Genomic DNA, 24,054 nt, shown 5'->3' with positions numbered 1-24,054 from the left:
AAACATCTAAGAATATTCTTGAGATAGTCGGTGCTGCTATTGCACTGGTAGCGCTGGCTTACACTGCTTACAGCGTGGGCATAAGTCGAAAGATCTCGCGGGCAGAATTCTGGCTCGAATTGCGAGATCATTTCTCAAGGTGTTCTGGTCAAGTAAACCTGGACACATTATTAAGTACTTTTTTCAAACTCCTGCGGAGTCATATTTCCCAAAGTGGTATGCAATCTGCGTGAGTTGTAATACACCATATAGGCTTGCACATCCTGAATGGCATCTTCTCTTGTTTGATAGAGGACACCAGTCAACCATTCTCGCTTCAAGCTGCTGAAGAAGCGCTCTGTAGGTGCGTTTACCTATCACTTTACACTGGTGGTTAATGACTACACCAACATGTGTATCTAAATGGGTATCAACGCCAAGAATAACTTCATTCTGAATCAATGTGCCGTCCATATTTTATACTCCTCAGTCAAGATTGGCGCATTACCAACCCCACTTACCGGACAGGACACTCACGGTGCAATTCAAGGCTCCTATTAGGCCACATGTATTGGGCCCGGCAACGCTCAGGGAATGCCTGGGCCAGATCGACAGGTCAACGCAAAGGCACTACTTCGCCAATCCCAACACGGGTCAGATCAAGCCGGGCATTCCATACCATATTAAACTGAGTATCCCAACAGTTTCCTTTGCGGCTCATCGAACATTGCATGTTGTGTGCTGAGTCAGTAGCGTTTGGTAGTCGTGTGAAGCATACTGGCTACCTCTGTCGGAGTGATGCAACAGATTTTTTGGTGGTTGTCTCAGGTTGATTGCCATCATCAGTGCACGATTTACCAGAGCAGTCGTCATGTAATACTCCATATGCCAACCCACAATGCGCCGTGAGTAGAGATCCAGTACAACCGCCAAATATATCCATCCTTGTGCTGTCCGGATGTAAGTGATGCCGGTTGTCCACACCAGGTTAGGCTGTTTGGGAGAGAAATCTCTGTTCAACTTGTTGTCAGCCACTGGCTGATTATGTTTGCTGGTTGTTACTACATAACGCTGCCTGTTTCTGACTGTTAATCCCAGCTTTTTCATAAGCTTGCTAACTTTATAACATCCAACCATGAGGCCTTCTTTGCGCAGTTGTGCAACCATTTGCCGATTTCCCAAACTTGCCCGTGATTGTATGAACAGTGTTTTCATACGCTGACACAGTTGCCAGGTTTTACTGTCAATTAATCTGACAGGCCGTTTGCAACAGTCATAATAAGCACTGGTGCTCACCCGCATTACCCGACATAAAGCAGTAACAGGGTAATGTGGTTGCTGGAACCGGATGAAGGTATATTTCACTTCATCTCTTTCGCAAAGAAGGCGCTCGCCTTCATCCAGGCGAGTACCATTTGCCACTTGTTCCTGCTCTCGTTTCCAGCGCCGTACCTGCGTTGGATTGATATTAACCACCTCAGCTGCCTGGGATACGGTGTAACCTTGCTGCGTAACCAGTGCCACCGTTTCCTGCTTGAACTCAGATGAATATTTGCGTCGCGTTTCTTTAATAGCTGTCATAAACTACCTCCCTTTGCTGTTTTACAGGCTTAACAAAGTGTCCGGAAGTATTAGACCAGAATACCTGTGGCACCTAACGCCTGAATTAAGCCGCGCTGCGAAGCGGAGTCGGCTTGAATGAATTGTTAGGCATCAGCAGGTTTCCGTCCAATTACACCTAAATGTGTGGAATAACCGCTCTTGACTCGTGAGGATTAATTATGGGCGAAGCAGTACTTTACCCTTGCGCGATGATTGTAGGCTTGCTGTTGCCGCATTTTTTACATCATTCATCGGGTAAATCACATCCACTGGCAACTTCAGTTTTCCTGTTTCTACCAAGCAGATCAGTTTCTCCATCATTGACTTCCTTTTTTCCACGGCCATGGACTGATTAATCTTCTTCTGCCAAAAGCCTTTGACCGTAATCTGCTTGAAAGCAATGTCTGCAGCGGGAATATGCATCGGCTCCCCTGACATAGACCCAAAGGAAACCAGCAGGCCATTTTCTCCTAATAATGCAGTCAGCGCTGCAGTTGCAGCGCCTCCAACAGAATCAATGGCATAACTGATTGAAGCTCCAGCTGTCAGCTCATTAACACTTTGTTGCCAGTCTTGGTTGGCGGTCGAAACGACATGTTCAATACCCTGAGCCGTCAACTCTTTTTCAGTTTCACTGTTACGAACGAGACTGATGGTGTTCACACCCTGCTCTCTTGCAAGGATCGATACTGTTTTGCCAATCGCTCCACCTGCCGCATTTTGAATGATCCATTGCCCTGCTTCCGCATTCAAAAATTCAAGTAATAACAGCGCACTAAATGGCATAGAAGCAAGCTGCGCACCCACCTCATCACTGATGGTATCGGGAACAATCGTTAGTATCTCTGCTGGGGCCAAGAAATATTCAGCCCATACCCCCATAATGGGTGACCCCACAACACGCTGGCCCAGTGTGAGCTCTTTGACCCCATCACCGACTGCATCGATGATCCCCAAGGCCTCGCTACCACCAATGGCTGGCAAGTTTGGCTTGTGGCCATAGGTACCACGGACTGTCCATAGGTCGTGGTTATGGATAGGCGATAAAATTGTTTTGACTCTGACCTGATTCACGCCTGGCGATGGAAGCACTACTTCTTCTTCATTCAGCACCTTGGAAGGTTCACCAAATTGATGATAAATCGATGCTCGCATAGAACCTCTCCTTAAATACCTGTTATAGCTGTTCTGGTCCAAACGTGATCTTTCGAGTCACGTCCGCACATACCAATGCCATTGCCTGATTTATGCACGACCCACAACGCGCGTTGAATCCAGGGTTTGCACGCCGCCGCCGTTGACGAACAGCACCTGACCGCTCACCCACCGCGAGACCGGAGCGGCAAAATAAAGCACGGCTCCGGCGATGTCTTCGGGTTCGCCCAATCGCTTGAGTGGCGTGTGCGCCAGCATTCGCTCCTCGATTTCGGGCGTGAGAACTGAAGCCAAAGCCCCAGTCCTGACCGCGCCCGGCCCAACGGCATTGACGCGAATTTCATCCGCGCCGTAGTCGAAGGCAAGGTTGGCCGTCATGTGATTGATGGCGGCTTTGGATGAAGCGTAGGCGCTAATCGCCGGACTTTTGTTGATCGAACTCATGGACGACATGGTGATAATCGAGCCGTAACCGGCCTGCTTCATGTGCGGCGCGCACAGTTGCGCCAGTCGCCACGCGCTGAAAAGGTTCAGTTGAAACACTTTGGCGAACTGCTCGACGCTGATTTGGTCGGGGCTTTCTCGCCCCGCGCCGCCGCCTCCGGCGTTGTTGACCAAGATGTGAATACCGCCGCACTCGGAAACCGTTCGCTCCACTAAACGCACCAAATCTTCGTCGCGCAGCACGTTGCATTCGATAGCCAACGCCTGGCCGCCATTGGAAGTAATTTCATCGGCGGCTTTTTGGGCGTCTTCGGTTTTCAAGTCGGCGATGACGACGGCGGCTCCGTAATCGGCCAGCATCCGCGCGCAGGCTTTGCCGATGCCGTTGCCGCCGCCGGTCACGATGGCGACTTTGCCGCTCAAATCGAACAGTGGTGTCGGTTGCATAAGGTTATTTTCCTTTCATCAAATGGCGCGCGACGGCTTCGTAGGCGGGCAGCGAAGTCGCGTCGTTGGCGCTGTTGGCGGCGATGGGATGCGAAGCGAAACGCACAATCACCATTTCGGCTTTGGGGTCGATGTAAATGGTTTGACCATGCACGCCGCGCGCTGCGAAAGCGCCATTAGCGTTTCCGGTGTGCCACCACATATCCCGATACGACCAGCCTTTGAGTTCGGGATGGTCGCCGCGCGCGATTTCTTCCATCGCTTGAGCGGGCAGAATCTGTTGCCCTTTCCAGCGACCTTTGTTGCGAACCAACTCGCCAAAGCGCGCCATGTCGCGCAGACCGGCGTTGAAGCCGCCGCCGGCAAACGGAACGCCCAGCGCGTCTACCGAATAGTAGGCGTCCTGCTCCATGCCGATTTTGCTCCATACGCGCTCGGCCAGCAGTTCATCCACCGATTGGCCGCTCGCCCGCGCGACGAGCCAGCCCAGAGCGTCGGCGTTGGGCGTTTTGTAGCCGAAGGCTTCGCCGTGCGCGCCCGCTTTTTGAATCGTTTGCAGCGCGGCGTAATAACCGACCGGGCCTTGGTAATCTTTGGGCTTGGGAAGGACATTGCCCGCGCCGGAGTACTTCCAGATTTCGGCTTTGGGGTTGGCGTACTCTTCGCTGAATTGCAGCGCAGTCGTCATGTCCAGCACCTGTCGCACCGTCGCATCTCCAAAGGCAGAATCTTTCAGTTCGGGAATGTAAGCGGCCACCGTCTTGTTTTCGTCCAGCTTGCCTTCGGCGACCAAGACCGCGCCCAGCGTGCCGGTGAGCGATTTCGTCACCGACATCGCGGCGTGCTGCTTGTCGGGCGCAAGCGCGCCAAAGTACTTTTCATAGACGATGCGACCGCGATGCAACACCAAAATGCCGTCGGTGTAGTTGTGCCACAGCGATTCTTCCCACGTCATTTCCGGCGCGCCATTCAGGGGGCGAAAACGAATCGAATCAATGTGAGAATCGAGGCGACGCGGCAACGGCGCGAGTACTCGCAGTCCGCGCGAAACGTTGACGGTCGGCATGAACTCGCGCATATGCACCACGCTCCAGCGCAGCGCGGGGAATTGGAAGAACGAGCCGTCGGCGAAGTTCAACCGCTTGTCGGGCGGAGGCGGAAAGCCCTGCATCCAGCCCATTTTGATGGGGTCGCTGTCGCGCGCCGAAAGAAACTGCTGCGGTTGTGGTGAAGTGGAAGTCATGCGAAACACCAGAGTTTGCTCGCCGCGCAGCGTGAGCTGCTGCCGGTCGGCGGAAAGTTCAAAGCTGCGTACGCTTCCCAACGCTTTGCCGTAACGGTCTTCCGCATTCATCAACGATTCAGGACCGGCCATGCGCGTTGAACCCAACGGTTGAAGGCTGATGGTGTTGCCTTTGAGCGCGTAACCGCCGAAGATAGAGTTCAGCCCGACTGAGGCGTTTAACCGCGTGTCGGTGAACTTCAAGACTGGGCGCTTTTCCAAACTGATGTAAGCGGGCGCAGTCAATTCCCATTCAGTTCCGGCCAGTGCGTTGTCAGCGGCGATTTGCCGAGTACTTGCGGGTGCAGTTTCGGCAGCGCGTGCAGCCAGAGGCGCGTTCAGCAGCACCAGTGAAAATGCAGCGTAGCACCAAATCGTTTGATATGTTCTCATTTAAATTGATATTGTTCTGGTCTAATACTTCCGGACACTTTGTTAAGCCTGTAAAACAGCAAAGGGAGGTAGTTTATGACAGCTATTAAAGAAACGCGACGCAAATATTCATCTGAGTTCAAGCAGGAAACGGTGGCACTGGTTACGCAGCAAGGTTACACCGTATCCCAGGCAGCTGAGGTGGTTAATATCAATCCAACGCAGGTACGGCGCTGGAAACGAGAGCAGGAACAAGTGGCAAATGGTACTCGCCTGGATGAAGGCGAGCGCCTTCTTTGCGAAAGAGATGAAGTGAAATATACCTTCATCCGGTTCCAGCAACCACATTACCCTGTTACTGCTTTATGTCGGGTAATGCGGGTGAGCACCAGTGCTTATTATGACTGTTGCAAACGGCCTGTCAGATTAATTGACAGTAAAACCTGGCAACTGTGTCAGCGTATGAAAACACTGTTCATACAATCACGGGCAAGTTTGGGAAATCGGCAAATGGTTGCACAACTGCGCAAAGAAGGCCTCATGGTTGGATGTTATAAAGTTAGCAAGCTTATGAAAAAGCTGGGATTAACAGTCAGAAACAGGCAGCGTTATGTAGTAACAACCAGCAAACATAATCAGCCAGTGGCTGACAACAAGTTGAACAGAGATTTCTCTCCCAAACAGCCTAACCTGGTGTGGACAACCGGCATCACTTACATCCGGACAGCACAAGGATGGATATATTTGGCGGTTGTACTGGATCTCTACTCACGGCGCATTGTGGGTTGGCATATGGAGTATTACATGACGACTGCTCTGGTAAATCGTGCACTGATGATGGCAATCAACCTGAGACAACCACCAAAAAATCTGTTGCATCACTCCGACAGAGGTAGCCAGTATGCTTCACACGACTACCAAACGCTACTGACTCAGCACACAACATGCAATGTTCGATGAGCCGCAAAGGAAACTGTTGGGATACTCAGTTTAATATGGTATGGAATGCCCGGCTTGATCTGACCCGTGTTGGGATTGGCGAAGTAGTGCCTTTGCGTTGACCTGTCGATCTGGCCCAGGCATTCCCTGAGCGTTGCCGGGCCCAATACATGTGGCCTAATAGGAGCCTTGAATTGCACCGTGAGTGTCCTGTCCGGTAAGTGGGGTTGGTAATGCGCCAATCTTGACTGAGGAGTATAAAATATGGACGGCACATTGATTCAGAATGAAGTTATTCTTGGCGTTGATACCCATTTAGATACACATGTTGGTGTAGTCATTAACCACCAGTGTAAAGTGATAGGTAAACGCACCTACAGAGCGCTTCTTCAGCAGCTTGAAGCGAGAATGGTTGACTGGTGTCCTCTATCAAACAAGAGAAGATGCCATTCAGGATGTGCAAGCCTATATGGTGTATTACAACTCACGCAGATTGCATACCACTTTGGGAAATATGACTCCGCAGGAGTTTGAAAAAAGTACTTAATAATGTGTCCAGGTTTACTTGACCAGAACAAGGAGACATTTCATGACTCATATGTCACTGAGAAACCAGATTATCGGCCTCGTCGGGTGGCTTGTTATTAGCTTTATCGCAGCAGGCATAGGTGCTGCTGCTTCAATACATGCCAGTTCGTTCTACACGGATCTTGTCCGTCCTGGTTGGGCTCCGCCGTCGGCTGTTTTTGGCCCGGTGTGGACAGTTCTGTACGCGCTTATGGGCTTCGCCGCGTGGCTTGTCTGGCGTGCCAAAGGGTTCCGTGCCGCCCGTGCGCCACTGATCCTCTTTTTGGTGCAACTAGCGGTAAATGCCTTGTGGAGCTGGCTTTTCTTCGGTTGGCATATGGGAGCCTTGGCATTCGCAGACATCCTGCTGTTGTGGTTGCTCATTGTTACAACACTTGTTTTGTTCTGGCGTATTCGAGTGTTGGCTGGTGTTTTGCTAATTCCTTACCTACTATGGGTCAGTTTTGCCTCAGCGCTTTGCTATTCTGTGTGGCAGCTCAACCCGCAATTCCTGGGCTAACGGTCGTGCGGCTTTGGTCACTACACCCCAAATACCTAGATGCAAAAGGTCTTGTTGCGCTTTGGCGTGAAGCTCTACTGGCCAAAGCCGTATTGTGCGGCGAGACGCGTGGTTACATCCATCACCCGCAGCTGGAGCGGTTTCGCGAGCATCCGCTTCCACATCTAGCCATCAACGCTTATCTTGCCGCAGTGCAAGATGAGGCAACGGCTCGGGGTTACAGCTTCAATCGACTCAAGATCGGCTCGGTTCGGGCAGTCCGGAATATTTCGGTCACGGCGGGGCAGCTTGCATATGAGTGGCGCCACCTACAAAGCAAGCTGGCTGTTCGCAGCCCAGCGGTTCATGCGCAATGGAGTGAGGTAGATACACCAGCATGCCATCCGTTGTTCCGTTGCAAGCCTGGTGGCATTGCATCGTGGGAGCGCGTTGCAGAGAGCTTTTAGGGCCAGAGTGGTGGCCGGATGACGAACCAACCTTTTTTTCCAATGCGACATTGCTAAACGGTCGAGGGAACCTGGTCGTGATGCTTCGTTCTCTCGTGCCAGAAACGAGCTATTTAAATCCGATCATGCGGAAAGCCGAACATGGTCAGCATGCTCCTGGCAGACCATTCGTTATTGCCTTAAACGTTAGTGAACTTCCTCGCGCTCACGAACGACTTCAAACTGAGATCGAGCGAAACTTTCCTCTTTGGGATCATGTTTCAGGTGTGCTGATATTTATTCTATGGTTTTATGTCAGTTCCAAAACGAAGGCGTACAAATTTCGCATGTTCTCAAATCCCTATGTGAGTGCCCCTTTACCTGAGCAACTAGTTGTTTAGTCCCACGGTGTGCTGGAATGGGTCAAAGATAAAACGATCTGGCTCATTTTTCCAGATTTTGCAGATGTATTCATAGGGTGTTAGGCCTTTGAGAGCTTTTAGTCTTTTGGCGAAGTTATAAGCCATCACAAAGCGATGGAGATGGGCCTTCAACTGATCGTGTGAGTCGTAATAATACCGTTTTACAGTCGCATCCTTGATGGTTCGATTCATGCGTTCAACCTGACCATTGGTCCAGGGATGGTTGGGTTTGGTGAGACGGTGCTCGATGCCGTTGATCTGACAACACCTATCGAACATATGCGTTACATACTGAGCCGTTGGCCCATTCCGATAACGCGCCGGGAACGTAAACTGGATACCGTTATCAGTCAGGATTGTATGGATCTTGTAGGGAACAGTCTCGATCACGGCCTTCAAGAAGGCGGTTGCCGTGTTGCGGTTGGCTTTGTTCTGGAGTTGAACAAAAACGAACTTTGATGTCCGGTCAATGGCTACAAAAAGATAGAGTTTACCTTCCTTCGTACGAACTTCGGCAATATCAATATGGAAGTAGCCAATTGGATAGGCATTAAACTTTTTCTTTGGCTTGTCACCATCAACCTCCGGCAACCGACTGATGCCATGCCGTTGAAAGCAGCGATGCAGGCTTGAGCGGGTTAAATGCGGAATGCTTGGTTGCAAGGCATATAGACAATCATCCAGCGGTAGAAGCGTATGTTTGCGAAACGCCACAACAGCGGCTTCTTCTTCCAGACTTAAAACAGTCGAGTGCGACTCTTTGGGGCCCATCGGTGCATCGTGGGTGAATTCCCGCTTCCGCCACTTCGCTACCGTTTTTGGATTAATCCCATGCCGCTTGGCCAGAACATTCAGACTCTCTTGACTATTTTGTATCGCTCGACGTACCGCCGCTGTCGTGCGGGCGCTTCCGTGTAATATCTGTCCCATAAATCATCCCTCCGTAGCTGGTTATATGTTACACCAGCACACCGTGGGACTAAACAACTAGTCAATCTTTCGGAGCAGAAGCTGCATGAGTTGGAATTTGAAATTTGTGAACGGTAGGCTGTCGCCCAACAAGTCGCTGCAACTGACATTTGACCCGCCGCCCATTTTTGCTGCCGCAAAAATGGTCACCGCCTCAAACGCAGCTGAGCTCAGGCGTTATGCCAATAATGACTGTTAACCATAGTTAAGAGAATGCCGGAATTCATTGAGGCTCTTCGAACACTTACATTCGCCGATTTTCTAAGATTGCTTGCCATTCTTACACCGTTTATCGTGGCTATCTGGGGGGCGTTTCGTTGGGCATACGGTGTTCGTCTAAAGACATTGGAAACTAGTCTCACTGAACTCAGAACAGATTTTCAGAGAAATCTAAACAGGGAAGTTGAAAAAGAAAAATTGGATTTCAATGAGAAGAACATAACATTGCAGCAAAAAATTGAGGCGTTGCGGACTGACATAGACAACAGAAATATCAAGTACAGCGAAATGCTTTCTGATTTCACTGAATTTCACCTTAAGGCTAAGCCAGTATGTCTAGAATCACAGGAATTGAAATTATTATGGGAAGAGTTGGATGAAAAGTATTGTAAGCATGAGCGTATGACTAAACGTAGACGAAAGGTTGTTGAAAGGGGTGGCGTTTGGATTGATCCAAATTCAGTACCACCAGCCGAAGATGATTGATTTAGCGTAACAAGACAAATGCACACGAACAGCAAAAAACGCTGCTCGTTCCTCGTTCTGCTTTTAGCTGTCGGTGATTTGCAGCATTATCATCATTGAATCACGAGCCATGAACCCACAGGACGTTGGAGACAGTTACGACCTGATTGCTCATCGCTGGCAAAGCGATTGTTTCCCGAGAGACGACGGCATCGCCCAGCATGAGAAAGCAGTTGCTTTCACGACACTACGAGGTGCAGCTCTGGACATCGGCTGCGGCGGCAGCGGGCGCGTTATCGAATTTTTGCTCAACCACGGGTTTTCTACGGAGGGCTTGGACATCTCGAGAAAGATGCTCGAACTCGCTCTATCTCGGCACCCGCACCTGACGTTTCACCATGCAGATATATGCAGGTGGCAATTTCCCTATCTCTACAACTTCATCTCCGCTTGGGATAGTGTCTGGCATGTGCCATTGAGGGCTCAGAAGCAGGTCCTCCTCAAGATCCTGGCCGGGCTTAGCCTTGGTGGTGTCGCCATATTCACCATCGGCGGCACGGAAGAGCCGTCCGAGATCAGTAACACGTACATGGGACCTCCCATGTACCACAGCACGCTTGGAATTCCCCGGACATTGGAGGTGATTGCGCAGGCTGGAGCGGTCTGTCGACACCTTGAGTACGATCAGTATCCTCAACCACACGTCTACATCATCTGCCAGCGTACGCGCATGGAGGACAAATGAAACAACGCATAACATTTCATTCCAGCGGACGCATTGCGCACACTGTTGAATTGAGCGTTAGACGTCACAAACGCATGAATAGCCCACTCTGCACAAGAAGAGAATTTTTGATCGCCGTCGTAAGCGCTCTGGCGGCAATGCCTGTCTTGTCTGCCGCAAGCACTGAAGGCGAGCCTGCTTCTATCGCCGATATTGAGGCGAAAGTTGGTGGGAGGGTCGGCGTTTTTGCCGTGGATACAGGAAGCGGCAAGGTATTGGCACACAGGCCGGATGAACGCTTTGCGATGTGCTCGACATTCAAGTGGGTGCTCGCAGCAACCATTCTTGCGCAGGTAGAGCAAAATTTGTTGTCACTCAGCAGTCATGTTTTGTATGGACAGGCTGATCTTCTGGCCTATGCACCTGTCACAAGCATGCATGCTAAAGAAGGTTTCATGACCGTGAGCGAATTGACCCGTGCTGCGATTGTTGTCAGTGATAATACGGCCGCCAATCTGCTGCTCTCCAAATTGGGCGGCCCGTCCGTTGTCACCGAGTTTGTCCGGTCGTGCGGTGATGCTGTAACGCGTCTCGACAGAAACGAGCCTACGCTCAATGACAACGACGCAGGCGATCTCCGCGACACAACCTCACCTCGAGCGATGGCTACTTTGATGGGTAACGTTCTGTGCGGGAATCGCCTTTCATCTACATCCCGCGATCTTCTGTTGCAATGGTTGCGTGACTGCGAAACGGGCTATGATCGTTTGCGAGCGAAGCTGCCCAAGGATTGGCTGGTTGGCGACAAAACCGGCACAGGCGAGCATGGCGCAGTTAACGATGTGGCGATCGCCATTCCTCCCGGTCGTTCTCCCATCCTTATCGCGGCGTTTCTAAGTGAGGGAAGAGCAGATCGCCCGGCTTTGGTCGCCGCGCATGCCAGTATCAGTCATCTGGTAGCACATCATTTCGCATGACCAATGTCCTGGTTGGGCAGCGGTCATCATCTTGTCAGTGAGGAGAACTCTATGAGCCATCAGCAAAGTCCGAATCCAGCCGAAACATACGAGCAATATTTTGGCCGCACCATCTCTGCCCCTTGGACACAGGTGCTGCTTGAGTACGCGGCTCCACAGTTTGGTGAACGAGTGCTGGATGTGGCGTGCGGCACGGGCAGTGTAGCACGGCAAGTCGCACCCCTCGTTGGAGCGGCAGGGAAGGTGGTCGCGCTCGATATCAATCCAGCCATGCTGGCCGTTGCCCGTGCGCTCCCCGCCCCCTCAGGCGCGCCGATTGCCTGGCTGGAAGGGAATGCGATCAACCTCGACCTGCCGGATAATGCGTTCGAGCTCGTGCTGTGCCAGCAAGGCTTACAGTTTTTTCCCGATCGCGCCGCGGCCCTGCGAGAGATGCGGCAAGTGCTGATCGATGGCGGGCGTGTCGTGATCAGTGTGTGGCAGGCGCTCCACCGCCATCCAGTGTATGAGGCGCTGTTTCAAGCGACCGCACGCCACCTCGGTACGACCATTGGCACCGTGGATGTACCCTTTGCATTATGGAATGCCGAAGAACTGCGGACGCTCCTAAGTGATGCAGGCTTTCAACGTATAGCGATTACGCCACGGTCGCTCACTATTCACCTGCCTGCGCCAGAGCGCTTTGTGCAACTCACGGTGCTGGGAGCAGCGACGTCACTCCCAGCGGTAGTGCACTTGGATGCTGCGGCGCGCTCCGCACTCGTGGAGGCGGTCACCAGCGAGACGCAGGCGGTGGCGCAACGGTACCGAGATGGAGACACGATAACATTTCCGATGTCAACGCACATCGCAGTGGCATTCAAGTAAAGGCTGGCAGGGGGAGTCACCACCCAACAAGGCGTTGCACCCGACCGCCTACAGCCCTACGCTTGTGCTTCGCTTCGGGCTTCCGGCGGCGGGTGAGCTTGTCGTTAGCACTCTTGCAGGAATACGAACTGGAAATATGAATAAAACTACTATTGGAATTACATTTTTACTTTGCTTAGCCGCTGTCCTATCAGTTCTATACCTGGCAAACAGCAACAACTTACAGATAGCGGAAATGGCTGTCTGACAACGTCAGCCGCAAGCAGGGCTGACAGTACATTTGGATCGTGGATCGCAATATGCCAGCAAACAGTATCACCAACTTTTAAAAATGCATGGCTTTATCGGCAGTATGAGTCGTGTGGGAAATTGTTGGAAAAACAAGCGTAGTGTAGTTTCGCGAGCTGACAAGCGAGAGGACAATGTCCGGCATAATTCAGTGGCCGAGAGCTTTTTCGGTAGCCTTAAACAGAAGCAAATCCACTGGCAACATTACCTGACTCGCTATGCAGCCCAGCAAGAGGTACTGCAGTATATTTCCATGTTTTATAACAGCCAGCGACGTGAAGATTTAAGATCGAAGCGGATGCTTTAAGCTGGTGGGATGGAAAGTCAAACAGGCACTCCCTCAATTATGCTGTATGCTGATTTGGTCGAAACGATTCTGGTCAACTGGAAGCCAGACCGATTGAACAACTCACGATATCCAGCTTCAGTACGCTCATGAGCGTGGAGCAGCACCAGCATTTCCAGATCCATTAGCTTGCCAAACGATGGTGCGTTCCTTTCCGGAATAACCATTTCGACGACAAGAAGCCTGCCATCTGTCGGTATTTCCCGGCACAGCACTGGAGGATGGTCGACGCGCGTTCATCGTTCCATTCATGGAGGATATGCTTCATGATATAGGCGTCTCCCCCCGCCGGAACCGATGCAAAGAAGTCACCGCCAACTGCCTCGCAGCGCTTCGAAAGCCCACGCTCTTCAATAGCCTCCTTTGCTCCAGCAATGACGGAAGGGGCATCGATGAGGATTCCGCTCATTTGTGGAAATTTTTCCAGGATTGAGCAAAGAAGCATGCCGTGACCGCCACCTACATCGACGAGCTTGCTGATTCCCGTAAAGTCGTAGCCGTCGACGATTGCCGCGCTGGCGGTAGCACTCATACTGGTCATGGCATCGTTGAAAATCTGGGCGGGACCAGAATTTTCGCCTAGATACTCGAAGAAGGCTTTACCATGGATTCTTTCGAACGCTGGCAGGCCAGACTGAGCACTGCCGAAAAGATCGCCCCATGCACGCCAATGCCAATCCGCTCCGATAAAAATAGAAAGATCGCGCACACTACCAGGCGTATCGCTTCGTAGCAGTTCGGCCAAGGGGGTCAGTTTAAAGCGCGCCGCGTCATCTTCAGCAAAGATACCAACACTGGCAAGCTCGCGCAAGATACGATAGAGAGCGCTTGCCTGGGTGCCGGTTGCCTGAGCAAGTTCCTCTATACTTTTCGGTCCATCTTTGAGCAAATCAGCCAAACTCAGTCTCGCCGCTACAGAGATGGCCTGCGTAGTAACAAATCCAAAAATCATCTGCATCAGTTGCGTTGCTGGGGGAGCTTCCGTTGAAACGGGCTTGGATTCGTCTTGGGACATTTATTCTCCTTTCAAAAGGCGACAATAATAACGCTAACCTGATCATGCCATAATGACGATAAAGTAGAGCATTGTGTTACAAAGAAAGTGCCGCATCATTGTCAACATAAGCGATTGATCGATCTAATCAAGGAAAGCAAGAGCTACAGCTATAGCAAAAGCTGATGTCAAGAAAGTAGAATTAAGTGTTGCCCGCCCCGATTTGGCTAATTATCACATCCCGGATGATTGTATGGTTTTTTATGAAAGAGATGGAGATGAGTTCTATACCATTCTTTCATGGCCTACATTGGAGTTTTACTCTTGAAGGCAGACTGTGCGGTAGTTGCTGATTATACAGACTCGCATAACACTCCATGTTTGTTAAGCAATCGAAATCCTGATGATGCCTTATGGACCCTAAGAGCCCGTTCAAAGTCTTTTGAGTAGAACGGCCAGGAAGGCCAGGTGAATAAACTGCAAGCTGGTGTTGGGTAAGTGCTCACAATTCTTCCACAGCCGTCGATTCTTCTCCAACCAGGCAAAGCTGCGTTCCACCACCCAACGCTTGGGGATAACGGCGAAGGTATGCAACTCACTGCGCTTGGCGATCTGAACCGCGACAGTCTCGCTCAGCACATCGCGTACACCTTGAGCAAACGGCTCCCCCACATAACCGCTGTCCGCCAACACCCGGCCAAGGCCTGAACAACAACGCCGAAAAACCTGCAACGCACCTTTGCGATCGGTCACTTCCGCTGTCGTCACCGCAATGGTATGCGGCAAACCCTGGGTATCGACCGCGATATGACGTTTGATGCCCGATACCTTCTTGCCTGCGTCATAGCCCTTCTGGCTCGCCGTGTCCGTGTTCTTCACGCTCTATGCGTCCACGATCAAGAATGACGTGCAGGCGTTGCGTCCCTGTCTGGTGCGAACCTCGCCAACCTGATTTTTTTAATGCCTGCTCCAGCAGGCTGCCTCCTTCGCGCGGCTCACTCCAGATGGCCCAGTATAAGTGGACAGTGCGCCATTTGGGAAAGTCATTAGGCAGGGCTCGCCACTGGCAGCCGCTCTTGAGCAAATACAGCACCGCACAAAAAACCTCGTACAGATCTATTCGTCGAGGGCTGGTCTTCCTGCGCGCGCTCTCCAGCAAAGGCTTGATAAGCTCGAATTGTTCACGACTGATGTCGCTCAGGTAACTTTTTCTCATCTCCCGAGTCTCTCATACTCCCAGAGATTTTGAACAGGTTCTTATCAATCTGCAAGGATTCAAAAAAAGCTGGGCAGCAAAATCAATAAGCGTCAGCAGATGTTAATTATCCCTCGATAAAAAACCTGTTTTACTTCTCTACTTTAACTTGTGTGGATGTAACAAAAATCAGTTCATTAAAAGTCCGGTTCAGGGTTTTGCTGGTGAAGTTGTGCATTTTCATATTCTCTACGAAGCGAATATGTTCCCCTTTCTCAACTTTGGTTGTCGGCGCCGCAATCCAGAATTTCTTGTCACCGTTTGCCAGCTCCATATAGGTATATCCCGCTGTATCGATAGATGAGACAACAATGCCTTCATCAGCAGGAAACGTTTCACCTCTGGCAGGTGCTTCTGCGTAAGCAGTAGAGATATTAAGGCTGATAAGTGAAGCCGACAAAATTACAGCAAATAGCGTTTTGAACATGTTTTTTCCTTTCCAAAGTTGAAAAATACGATTCTGGCCTATCAATCAGAACCGGAAGTTATATTGTGCATAGAACAAATCAGGTGAAACACCGGGACGCTGATTTTTAACAAATGTACCGGTAAAAAATTTTGAATAGCCCAACAAAATATCATGGTGACGACTGACATGGAAATTAACCACAAAATCTATTTCATCTCCGACATGGCTGCCTGATTGACCATTAATATCCCGTATAAATCCCATCCCTGCTGCGTTGTACAGATAGTCACGCTTGTTTGCCAGATAAAAACGGTGATACTGCCCGGTGAGTGATACCCATGGCTGCGGATTCATCGAAAACTGGGCATTGAAGTCATGGATATTCTGCCGCCCCACTTGATCCATATACCCGAAATAATAATGGCCAAACGGGAAAAGCTGGTTAAACGTATTGCTATGTCCATCACCTGGGTTTTTATCTCCCGAGGCAAAGTCATAGCGTAGCCAGAATTGAGGATTCATCGGCAAAGGCAAATGATAACCTACCCCGGAAGCAATAGAAAAAGCGGAAATATCAAGATGGGAACGTCTCCCGAACTGATACATACCCTCCAGTTCGTAGAGGATGCGTTCATAATCACCCGCCCAGCGCGCGCCAATGGTATGCAGCACCGAATCACCTTGTAACACATTACCCTGGGTAATACTGGCAGGAGAAACAGCTCTGTTATCAATCAAATTCAAGTAATACAGATCAAGCACCTGGCCTGGAATTGCTTTATAAGTTCCCCACAAACCAACAAAGTTACGATCCTTATCCCAGTTATCGAACTGATTGGGCTCGGTCACCATTGGTCGCACCCAGAATGCATCCAAGTTGAATGTCGGATTTTGCCAGAATGTTTTTATCCCCTGGAATGTGCGACGGGTATTTGCCCAGTCTAGTGTTGATATCAACCGCTGCGATCCGTATAGCAGTTCCTGGCGCCCTACTCGCAGATAGACCGGATCATCCATGAATTGCCCCAGTTTGACATCTGCAAACAGATTGAGCATATCAGTATGATTCTTGTCGATAGCAAGCGGCGGCAAATCCAGCCCCAGTGCGCGCGCATCCAGCATCTCGGCAAACAACCGGAAGCGATCCTGATACCAAAGATCAGCATGAAGCCGTGTTCGTAACAAATGATAATTATTGTTGGCTTTTGCTGGATTCAGGCGGCTGTCAGTTTCATGCATGTAGCGATACCAGAAGCTGCCACCGAAAGACAGTAGCCAGTCATCACCCAGATGAATACGTTTAACTGGATCAAAAAAATCCTTTTCATGATCTGGTTGTTCAAGATAGCGGAAATCAAAATCAAATGCCGGAGTTGTTGTCAGCGCTGCAGGTGGGTGAGGGTCAAACTGTGGTTTATCCTGTCTGTTGCCATCAAACCAGTCCAGTAATGAAAAATAGCCGGGGCCTGCTGGAGGCTTGCCAAAAATTCCAGAGCGAGGTGGTGGTGTTACCGGAGGGGCTTTAGACCAATCAATCTGATGATTTTCAGTAACGGAACGCTCGCTGGCAAACACCGGGCTGCTCCCGTTTATACAAATGAGGCAGGTGATGGTTACCTGCAGACCAGCTCTGATTGTATCTGATAGTTTATCTATAAATGATTCAGTCAATTTCTTAATCAAACTGTTCTGGCTAAGGCTGAGGTCAGTAGCATCAGTTATATACATTCTGGAATAATTACTATGAGAAGGAGTGATTAAAAGTTTCAGGTTGATTATTCTTCGTATCGAGCTCTGAAACATCCGAAAAACTAATTTCCTGACAAATTTTACACATATTCATTTTGACACCGGGATAAAAAATTTCTCTTAGCCATATTTTTCTCAAACACACCCTCACACAACTATTAATGTGCCACATCGCTGAAGAAAAGGTAATCAGGCACTTGCACCGACTGCTACACTTGGTTTCCCAGAACGCCGGGGTTATCTCGAATTAGGTAGAATCTGCTTAAAACTGTCAATTATTTAATAAGGTTAATTTTATGACCAATACCAACCTTAATCGTCGCCGGTTCTTGCAATATGCCGCATCTGGAACACTTGCCGCAGCTATACCCGGGTTTGCGTTTACAGAAAGCAATAAACTCAATAAAACACCCAATAGCGCATTCAAGGCCGACGTTGAAATTGCCCTGACAGCACAAATGACCGAGGTCTCAATCCTGCCGGGAGCAAATACCCGTGTTCTTAAATATACCGGAAAATTACTGAAAGGACCTTCTGGTACGCTTAAAGAACTGCCCAGCTATCTGGGGCCTGTGCTCAATTTTGAACAAGGCCAGAAAGTCCGAATATTTTTTTACAATCAGATACCAGAGCCCTGCGTAACGCATTGGCACGGCATGCATGTACCGCAAATTATGGATGGACATCCGATGTATGCAATCAACCAGGGTGAGCAATATGTATATGAGTTTGAAGTGAAAAACCCGGCTGGTACTAACTGGTATCATTCTCATACACATGAAGTAACTGCTAGACAAGTGTATCAGGGTCTCGCCGGACTCATTACTATCACAGACGAGATTGAACGCAAACTGGATCTGCCAAGTGATGAATACGATATTCCGCTTATCATCCAGGATCGAACTTTTACATCCGGGAATCAATTGTATTACGCACTGAACATGCATCAGCGTATGCAGGGGTTTCTTGGCGATACCATCTTGGCAAATGGCCGGCGCAACCATGTTATTCCCGTAAAAACACGTGCCTACCGTCTTCGTATCCTGAATGGATCAAACTCCAGAATCTACAAACTGGGCTGGAGTGACGGCTCTCCGCTTACCATCATCGGTACAGATGGCGGATTACTGGAAAAACCGCAAACCTTCCCCTATATCATGCTCGCCCCAGCAGAACGGGTAGAACTATGGGTTGATTTTAGCGGTCGCAAGCCTGGCTCTGAGCTGGCTCTGCAGACTTTATCCTACCAGGGATTTTCCATGCGCATGGGAGGTGGAATGGGCATGGGAAGTAATACGATGGACCAGGGAAACAAAGGTACCATCGTCAAATTTGCAATCACCAAACAAGTAAGTGATTCACCCAGATTGCCTGATACCCTGGTTCCCATACACCGTTTCACTGCGAAGGATACTTCTAATCCGGATATCGTGGTGCCAATTGCCATTGGCATGCGTCGTATGACCTTCAATCTCAATGGCCGAACCTTTGACATGCTGGATTATACGAACCAAGAGAAAATACCAGTAAATACCGTGCAAAGAATCCGGATATCCAATATCAATCCGGGTATCGGAGGGGATGGGGGCATGGGTGGCGGGATGCGCGGTGGTCGGGGAGGAGGAATGATGGGGATGATAATGGCGCAGCCGCACCCGATCCATCTTCATGGCCAGCAATTCCAGATTCTGTCACGCAAACCTGGCCATGCTGGCAGTGCTTACGCTGCAATTAAGGATGGATTTATCAACAGTGGCTGGAAAGATACAGTGCTGGTGATGCCAGGAGAGGAAGTTGAAATCATCAAGCCATTTACGGACTATACCGGGCTATTTCTTTATCACTGTCATAACCTGGAACATGAAGATATGGGTATGATGCGCAATTTCTTTGTCAGCTGAATCCGGGTTGGTGTTGAGTACAGGCATACAATTTACCTGTGCCGTGCTATACGAATACCATCCAACTACCGGCAGTCTTCAGATTCAGGAAAATCAGCGGGCAGAGCCAGTATCTGGCAAACGCGCCCTGATCCAGTCACGCCACTGAATGAACAAATCATGATCAAGCGCACCGATAACTGAACGACGCCAGGGATAGCTTGCCCAGTAATCATCCTCCTCCAGCGTACACCGATGGCCACCCGCCTCCTCCAGTATCAGGCAGCCAGCGGCATAATCCCAAGGTTTCTGGCCACCATGTAAATACAGATCAAAATACCCCGCTGCGGTATAACACCATTCCAGCGTGCAAGTGCCATAGTTTCTTTGTGAGGAATAAGGAGGTTTGGCAACAATTTCTACTGCCAGCTTGCGATTCAGCCGCTTGAAATCGACATTGGCAATCGCTTTGTTTAACGGAATTTTACGTCTGGAAAGAGGTAAGGCTTTGCCATTAAGAAAAGCACCCTTCCCCTGCTCAGCATAAAACATTTCATCTGTCGCCGGATTGTAGACAACGCCCAGCACACTTCTGCCCCCTCGCATCAGCGCCACAGAAACAGCAAAATAAGGCAAGCCATTCATGAAATTGGAAGTTCCATCAATTGGATCAATACTCCATATCCCCTCCTGGCCGGCTTCCCACTGCTCCAGTTGTTGCGATTCCGGCATTTCCTCGCCAATCATCGCCACAGGAGAAATTTCGTATAATCTCTCCAGTAAACTTCCTTGCGCAGCCAGATCCGCCTCGGTACAAAAACTGCCATCTGCTTTATAGATACGTTCAACTTGCAGATAACGCGGAATAATCTCCTTGTGTGCAACCTCCCTTACTGCCGTGATGACACGATCCAGCATGCTCAATCTGCTCGCCACTTGATTGAACAACCAATACTGGAAATCTGTTCTTCAGGCCCACTTCCGGTTTTCGCCACCTGAACCATTGCCTCGAACAAATCACGGCGTGCATCAGCAGGTGCTGCTTCCTTGCGGGAGGCATCCAGCCGACCACGATACTGCAGCTCCAGTTTATTGTTGAAGCCAAAAAAATCAGGCGTACAGACTGCTCCGTATGCTTTAGCAGTTTCCTGGGTTTCATCCATTACATAGGGGAACGGATAGGCATATTCCCGGGCAATTTTACCCATGCTCTCAAATGAATCCTCCGGATAATCTGCCGGATCGTTAGACATGATGGCAATTGTACCGATGCCATGCCCAGCAAGCTCTTTGACGTCTCGAATGATCCGGTCACGAACAGCTTTTACATAAGGGCAATGGTTGCATATAAACATGACCAATAACCCATTCTCACCCAGCACAGATGCCAGGTTGTAACGCTTACCGTCCACCCCGGGAAGATCAAAATCTATCGCCTTCCAGCCAAAATCACAAACCGGTGTTTCAAGACTTGCCATCTAGCCACTCCTTTTTCATTAATCAATTTCATTCTTACCTATACTATCATAAAAATATTTTGTTACTTTTTCTCTCAAGATATCAATTCTTTTTTATATGACAGCACGCTTTTTTCATACTCTCCCTATTCATCCCGATGCCAAACAGGTTACGCTAAACAGCGATACCAGTCATCACGCAGTTCAGGTACTCCGATTAAAACAGGGAGATCCGGTGATCCTGTTCGATGGTACAGGAGGTGAATTTTCCGGTTGCCTTGTCCAAGTCAGAAAATCTGCTTGTGTCGTTAAAATCGAACAGCACCTGCCAGTTGAGCGTGAATCCCCCTTAATGCTTACGTTGGCACAAGCTGTCTGTACCAATGAAAAAATGGACTGGATCATTCAGAAAGCTGTTGAACAAGGCGTCATTTGTATACAACCTTTGATTACTAGCCGTACACTCATCCGACTCACAGGGGAACGTGCCGATAAACGCTGGCATCACTGGCAAAAAATCATTATTTCTGCCTGTGAACAATGTGGACGGAACAGAATTCCCCAGCTGTTGCCACTTATGTCCCTATCTCATTGGTTAGAACAGAAACTGGTGCAAAAACAGGAAAATAGTAATCTATCCGGGCACGATATAATACTCTCCCCTGTCGCTCGTCTACGTTTGGCCAAGTTGTCTCCTCCAGAATCCGGGGAGTGCATTACATTACTGACAGGCCCGGAGGGAGGATTTACTGAAGAAGAAACCGACGCCATGCTTCACGCCGGATTTATACCTATCTGCCTGGGCACTCGTATTCTGCGCACCGAAACCGCTGCATTGGCAGCCATTGCCGCCGCCCAGGTGCTTTGGGGTGATTATTAATAGTGCTTCTACCTTGATCAGCCATGCAATCGGACATCGAATTTGTTACCTGGTTTCGCTCCGTTACCCCGCATATCCACACCAGTCGTGGGAAAATCTTCGTTATTGCTTTTGGTGGTGAAGTCGTTGCAAATGGAAAATTTGTCGAGCTGGTGCAGGATTTTAACCTGCTTGCCAGTCTCGGCATCCAGCTCGTATTGGTGCATGGCGCGCGACCGCAAATTGAATCCAGATTACAGGCTGATCAGCAGGAAATAAGTTACGTACAAGGTATGCGTGTTACCGATGTCACTACACTGCAATATGTGAAAGAAGCGGTCGGTAAAGTCCGGGTTGAAATCGAGGCTCTGCTGTCGATGGGGCTGCCTAATTCGCCTATGGCCAATGCCGCTATACGGGTAGCCAGCGGAAATTTCGTAACTGCTCGCCCGATCGGTGTTTTGGAAGGGGTGGACCTGCAATACACTGGAGAAGTACGCCGTATCAATGCCGCAGCCATCCTCGATCAACTTAAACAAGGGGTTGTCGTGCTGCTCTCACCTCTGGGCTATTCACCAACGGGAGAAATTTTTAATCTGACAGTAGAAAATACTGCCGCTGAAGTCGCCATTGCCCTGAGAGCCGACAAGCTGATTTTTCTGGTAGATACGCCCGGCATCCAGCAACAAACAGAATCAGGTAATACGTTATTGCAAGAACTTACTGTCAGGCAGGGTAAAGCGCTACTTGCGGCAATGGATACTGCAGCAGATCAACCAAATGAAGATATCCGCCTCTATCTGCCATGGGCATTGCATGCCTGCGAACAGGGAGTGGAACGTGTTCATCTTATCAGTCGTCATGCTGATGGCGCTCTGTTACTTGAGTTGTTCACGCACGGTGGCATTGGCAGCATGATCACACGTGACCCACTACAAATTATCCGTCAGGCTGATATCAAGGACATTGGTGCCATACTGCAGTTAATCGAACCACTGGAAAATACGGGTATTCTGGTGAGGCGTGGCCGGGAATTACTGGAAATGGAAATTGAACGTTTTACAGTGATTGAACATGACAACGTGATCATTGCCTGTGCAGCACTTTACCCTTTCCCGGATGACAAAGCATGCGAACTGGCCTGCGTCGCAGTACATCCTGCATATCGCAAAGCAGGAATGGGTCGGATACTGATTGATCACCTGGAAGAACAAGCCAGAAAACAAAGCTACCGCCATATATTTGTCCTCACTACCCGTACCGCTCACTGGTTTGTAGAGCGTGGTTTCTCGGAAACCACCCCTGACCAGCTTCCACAGTCAAAGCAGCATCTCTACAACTATCAGCGCCGCTCAAAGGTTTTCGTCAAATCAATCTGAAACCTGATCGCCTACTTGTTTAGTCCCACGGTGTGCTGGAATGGGTCAAAGATAAAACGATCTGGCTCATTTTTCCAGATTTTGCAGATGTATTCATAGGGTGTTAGGCCTTTGAGAGCTTTTAGTCTTTTGGCGAAGTTATAAGCCATCACAAAGCGATGGAGATGGGCCTTCAACTGATCGTGTGAGTCGTAATAATACCGTTTTACAGTCGCATCCTTGATGGTTCGATTCATGCGTTCAACCTGACCATTGGTCCAGGGATGGTTGGGTTTGGTGAGACGGTGCTCGATGCCGTTGATCTGACAACACCTATCGAACATATGCGTTACATACTGAGCCGTTGGCCCATTCCGATAACGCGCCGGGAACGTAAACTGGATACCGTTATCAGTCAGGATTGTATGGATCTTGTAGGGAACAGTCTCGATCACGGCCTTCAAGAAGGCGGTTGCCGTGTTGCGGTTGGCTTTGTTCTGGAGTTGAACAAAAACGAACTTTGATGTCCGGTCAATGGCTACAAAAAGATAGAGTTTACCTTCCTTCGTACGAACTTCGGCAATATCAATATGGAAGTAGCCAATTGGATAGGCATTAAACTTTTTCTTTGGCTTGTCACCATCAACCTCCGGCAACCGACTGATGCCATGCCGTTGAAAGCAGCGATGCAGGCTTGAGCGGGTTAAATGCGGAATGCTTGGTTGCAAGGCATATAGACAATCATCCAGCGGTAGAAGCGTATGTTTGCGAAACGCCACAACAGCGGCTTCTTCTTCCAGACTTAAAACAGTCGAGTGCGACTCTTTGGGGCCCATCGGTGCATCGTGGGTGAATTCCCGCTTCCGCCACTTCGCTACCGTTTTTGGATTAATCCCATGCCGCTTGGCCAGAACATTCAGACTCTCTTGACTATTTTGTATCGCTCGACGTACCGCCGCTGTCGTGCGGGCGCTTCCGTGTAATATCTGTCCCATAAATCATCCCTCCGTAGCTGGTTATATGTTACACCAGCACACCGTGGGACTAAACACCTACTCTGCCTATTGTTCTTTATCGCTGAGGA

20 protein-coding genes and 8 pseudogenes are annotated in these 24,054 nt (G+C 49.7%); 13 read left to right on the top strand and 15 right to left on the bottom strand.

What is annotated here, in order from left to right:
• Positions 1-170 precede the first annotated feature (170 nt).
• The 6 genes and pseudogenes from ACZ5EJ_RS04890 to ACZ5EJ_RS04865 form a co-directional block, all read right to left on the bottom strand.
• Positions 171-305: an IS3 family transposase gene (locus tag ACZ5EJ_RS04890; RefSeq protein ID WP_160803634.1), complete on the bottom strand. Its 135-nt coding sequence runs from the start codon at positions 303-305 to the stop codon at positions 171-173.
• Positions 306-673: 368 nt separating this feature from the next.
• Positions 674-1,344, bottom strand: a pseudogene (locus ACZ5EJ_RS04885) (IS3 family transposase); the annotation flags it as partial.
• Between the two features lie 60 nt (positions 1,345-1,404).
• Positions 1,405-1,560: pseudogene (locus tag ACZ5EJ_RS04880) on the bottom strand (transposase); the annotation flags it as partial.
• A 198-nt stretch (positions 1,561-1,758) separates the two neighbouring features.
• A complete protein-coding gene (locus tag ACZ5EJ_RS04875; protein WP_218142407.1) occupies positions 1,759-2,778 on the bottom strand; it encodes a zinc-binding dehydrogenase in 1,020 nt (339 codons plus the stop codon).
• A gap of 48 nt (positions 2,779-2,826) precedes the next feature.
• A complete protein-coding gene (locus tag ACZ5EJ_RS04870; protein WP_464557592.1) occupies positions 2,827-3,627 on the bottom strand; it encodes a glucose 1-dehydrogenase in 801 nt (266 codons plus the stop codon).
• 4 nt (positions 3,628-3,631) lie between these two features.
• The gene (locus ACZ5EJ_RS04865; RefSeq protein WP_011634148.1) at positions 3,632-5,302 is read right to left on the bottom strand and encodes a serine hydrolase; all 1,671 of its coding nucleotides are present in this window, start codon (positions 5,300-5,302) and stop codon (positions 3,632-3,634) included.
• 75 nt (positions 5,303-5,377) lie between these two features.
• Here ACZ5EJ_RS04865 and ACZ5EJ_RS04860 point away from each other — a divergent pair.
• The 5 genes and pseudogenes from ACZ5EJ_RS04860 to ACZ5EJ_RS04840 all read left to right on the top strand — a co-directional run.
• A pseudogene (locus ACZ5EJ_RS04860) lies at positions 5,378-5,533 on the top strand (transposase); the annotation flags it as partial.
• A gap of 3 nt (positions 5,534-5,536) precedes the next feature.
• Positions 5,537-6,264, top strand: a pseudogene (locus ACZ5EJ_RS04855) (IS3 family transposase); the annotation flags it as partial.
• 353 nt (positions 6,265-6,617) lie between these two features.
• Positions 6,618-6,767: an integrase core domain-containing protein gene (locus tag ACZ5EJ_RS04850; protein WP_011634150.1), complete on the top strand. Its 150-nt coding sequence runs from the start codon at positions 6,618-6,620 to the stop codon at positions 6,765-6,767.
• Between the two features lie 42 nt (positions 6,768-6,809).
• Complete coding sequence (locus tag ACZ5EJ_RS04845) at positions 6,810-7,307, top strand: TspO/MBR family protein (protein WP_074456516.1); 498 nt, start codon at positions 6,810-6,812, stop codon at positions 7,305-7,307.
• The gene (locus ACZ5EJ_RS04840; RefSeq protein ID WP_242500220.1) at positions 7,277-7,753 is read left to right on the top strand and encodes a pyrimidine dimer DNA glycosylase/endonuclease V; all 477 of its coding nucleotides are present in this window, start codon (positions 7,277-7,279) and stop codon (positions 7,751-7,753) included. The genes ACZ5EJ_RS04845 and ACZ5EJ_RS04840 overlap by 31 nt, the downstream gene beginning before the upstream one ends.
• A 368-nt stretch (positions 7,754-8,121) precedes the next feature.
• On the opposite strand, the gene ACZ5EJ_RS04835 is transcribed toward ACZ5EJ_RS04840, so the two are convergent.
• Positions 8,122-9,084: an IS481 family transposase gene (locus ACZ5EJ_RS04835; protein ID WP_464557365.1), complete on the bottom strand. Its 963-nt coding sequence runs from the start codon at positions 9,082-9,084 to the stop codon at positions 8,122-8,124.
• Between the two features lie 252 nt (positions 9,085-9,336).
• On the opposite strand from ACZ5EJ_RS04835, the gene ACZ5EJ_RS04830 reads away from it, so the two are divergent.
• From ACZ5EJ_RS04830 to ACZ5EJ_RS04810, 5 genes and pseudogenes are all read left to right on the top strand, one after another.
• Complete coding sequence (locus tag ACZ5EJ_RS04830; protein ID WP_011634139.1) at positions 9,337-9,828, top strand: hypothetical protein; 492 nt, start codon at positions 9,337-9,339, stop codon at positions 9,826-9,828.
• A 109-nt stretch (positions 9,829-9,937) separates the two neighbouring features.
• Entirely contained in the window at positions 9,938-10,552 is a 615-nt protein-coding gene (locus ACZ5EJ_RS04825; protein ID WP_011634138.1) for a class I SAM-dependent methyltransferase, read from the top strand.
• Complete coding sequence (gene bla, locus ACZ5EJ_RS04820; protein ID WP_011634137.1) at positions 10,549-11,508, top strand: class A beta-lactamase; 960 nt, start codon at positions 10,549-10,551, stop codon at positions 11,506-11,508. The genes ACZ5EJ_RS04825 and bla overlap by 4 nt, the downstream gene beginning before the upstream one ends.
• A gap of 51 nt (positions 11,509-11,559) precedes the next feature.
• On the top strand, positions 11,560-12,375 hold the full coding sequence (locus tag ACZ5EJ_RS04815) for a class I SAM-dependent methyltransferase (protein ID WP_011634136.1): 816 nt from the start codon (positions 11,560-11,562) through the stop codon (positions 12,373-12,375).
• 247 nt (positions 12,376-12,622) lie between these two features.
• Positions 12,623-12,937, top strand: a pseudogene (locus ACZ5EJ_RS04810) (IS3 family transposase); the annotation flags it as partial.
• Positions 12,938-12,987: 50 nt separating this feature from the next.
• On the opposite strand, the pseudogene ACZ5EJ_RS04805 reads toward ACZ5EJ_RS04810, so the two are convergent.
• The 5 genes and pseudogenes from ACZ5EJ_RS04805 to ACZ5EJ_RS04785 form a co-directional block, all read right to left on the bottom strand.
• Positions 12,988-13,961 (bottom strand): annotated as a pseudogene (locus ACZ5EJ_RS04805) (methyltransferase).
• A gap of 269 nt (positions 13,962-14,230) precedes the next feature.
• Positions 14,231-14,373 (bottom strand): annotated as a pseudogene (locus ACZ5EJ_RS04800) (IS481 family transposase); the annotation flags it as partial.
• Between the two features lie 62 nt (positions 14,374-14,435).
• Positions 14,436-15,219: pseudogene (locus ACZ5EJ_RS04795) on the bottom strand (IS5 family transposase).
• Positions 15,220-15,349: 130 nt separating this feature from the next.
• Positions 15,350-15,685 (bottom strand): hypothetical protein, encoded by a 336-nt coding sequence (locus ACZ5EJ_RS04790; protein WP_011634133.1) that lies wholly within the window; start codon positions 15,683-15,685, stop codon positions 15,350-15,352.
• A 45-nt stretch (positions 15,686-15,730) separates the two neighbouring features.
• Positions 15,731-17,242 (bottom strand): alginate export family protein, encoded by a 1,512-nt coding sequence (locus ACZ5EJ_RS04785; protein WP_369668795.1) that lies wholly within the window; start codon positions 17,240-17,242, stop codon positions 15,731-15,733.
• 470 nt (positions 17,243-17,712) lie between these two features.
• Between ACZ5EJ_RS04785 and ACZ5EJ_RS04780 the strand changes: the two genes are divergently transcribed.
• Positions 17,713-19,317 carry a multicopper oxidase family protein gene (locus tag ACZ5EJ_RS04780; RefSeq protein WP_074456491.1) on the top strand — a complete coding sequence of 535 codons (1,605 nt, stop codon included), beginning with the start codon at positions 17,713-17,715 and terminating at the stop codon, positions 19,315-19,317.
• A 93-nt stretch (positions 19,318-19,410) separates the two neighbouring features.
• Here the strand turns inward: ACZ5EJ_RS04780 and ACZ5EJ_RS04775 are convergent, their stop codons facing one another.
• Positions 19,411-20,214, bottom strand: coding sequence for an inositol monophosphatase family protein (locus tag ACZ5EJ_RS04775; RefSeq protein WP_011634130.1), 804 nt, complete (start codon positions 20,212-20,214; stop codon positions 19,411-19,413).
• 2 nt (positions 20,215-20,216) lie between these two features.
• A complete protein-coding gene (locus tag ACZ5EJ_RS04770) occupies positions 20,217-20,774 on the bottom strand; it encodes a thioredoxin family protein (RefSeq protein WP_011634129.1) in 558 nt (185 codons plus the stop codon).
• Positions 20,775-20,871: 97 nt separating this feature from the next.
• Between ACZ5EJ_RS04770 and ACZ5EJ_RS04765 the strand changes: the two genes are divergently transcribed.
• Both ACZ5EJ_RS04765 and argA read left to right on the top strand, forming a co-directional pair.
• Positions 20,872-21,633 (top strand): 16S rRNA (uracil(1498)-N(3))-methyltransferase, encoded by a 762-nt coding sequence (locus ACZ5EJ_RS04765; protein WP_074456490.1) that lies wholly within the window; start codon positions 20,872-20,874, stop codon positions 21,631-21,633.
• A gap of 23 nt (positions 21,634-21,656) precedes the next feature.
• Positions 21,657-22,991 (top strand): amino-acid N-acetyltransferase, encoded by a 1,335-nt coding sequence (gene argA / locus ACZ5EJ_RS04760; RefSeq protein ID WP_074456489.1) that lies wholly within the window; start codon positions 21,657-21,659, stop codon positions 22,989-22,991.
• Between the two features lie 11 nt (positions 22,992-23,002).
• On the opposite strand, the gene ACZ5EJ_RS04755 is transcribed toward argA, so the two are convergent.
• A complete protein-coding gene (locus tag ACZ5EJ_RS04755; protein ID WP_160803590.1) occupies positions 23,003-23,965 on the bottom strand; it encodes an IS481 family transposase in 963 nt (320 codons plus the stop codon).
• Positions 23,966-24,054: the final 89 nt, after the last annotated feature.

The organism is Nitrosomonas sp. TNE100, assembly GCF_055387135.1.
This window is presented reverse-complemented; position numbering and strand designations above follow the sequence as displayed.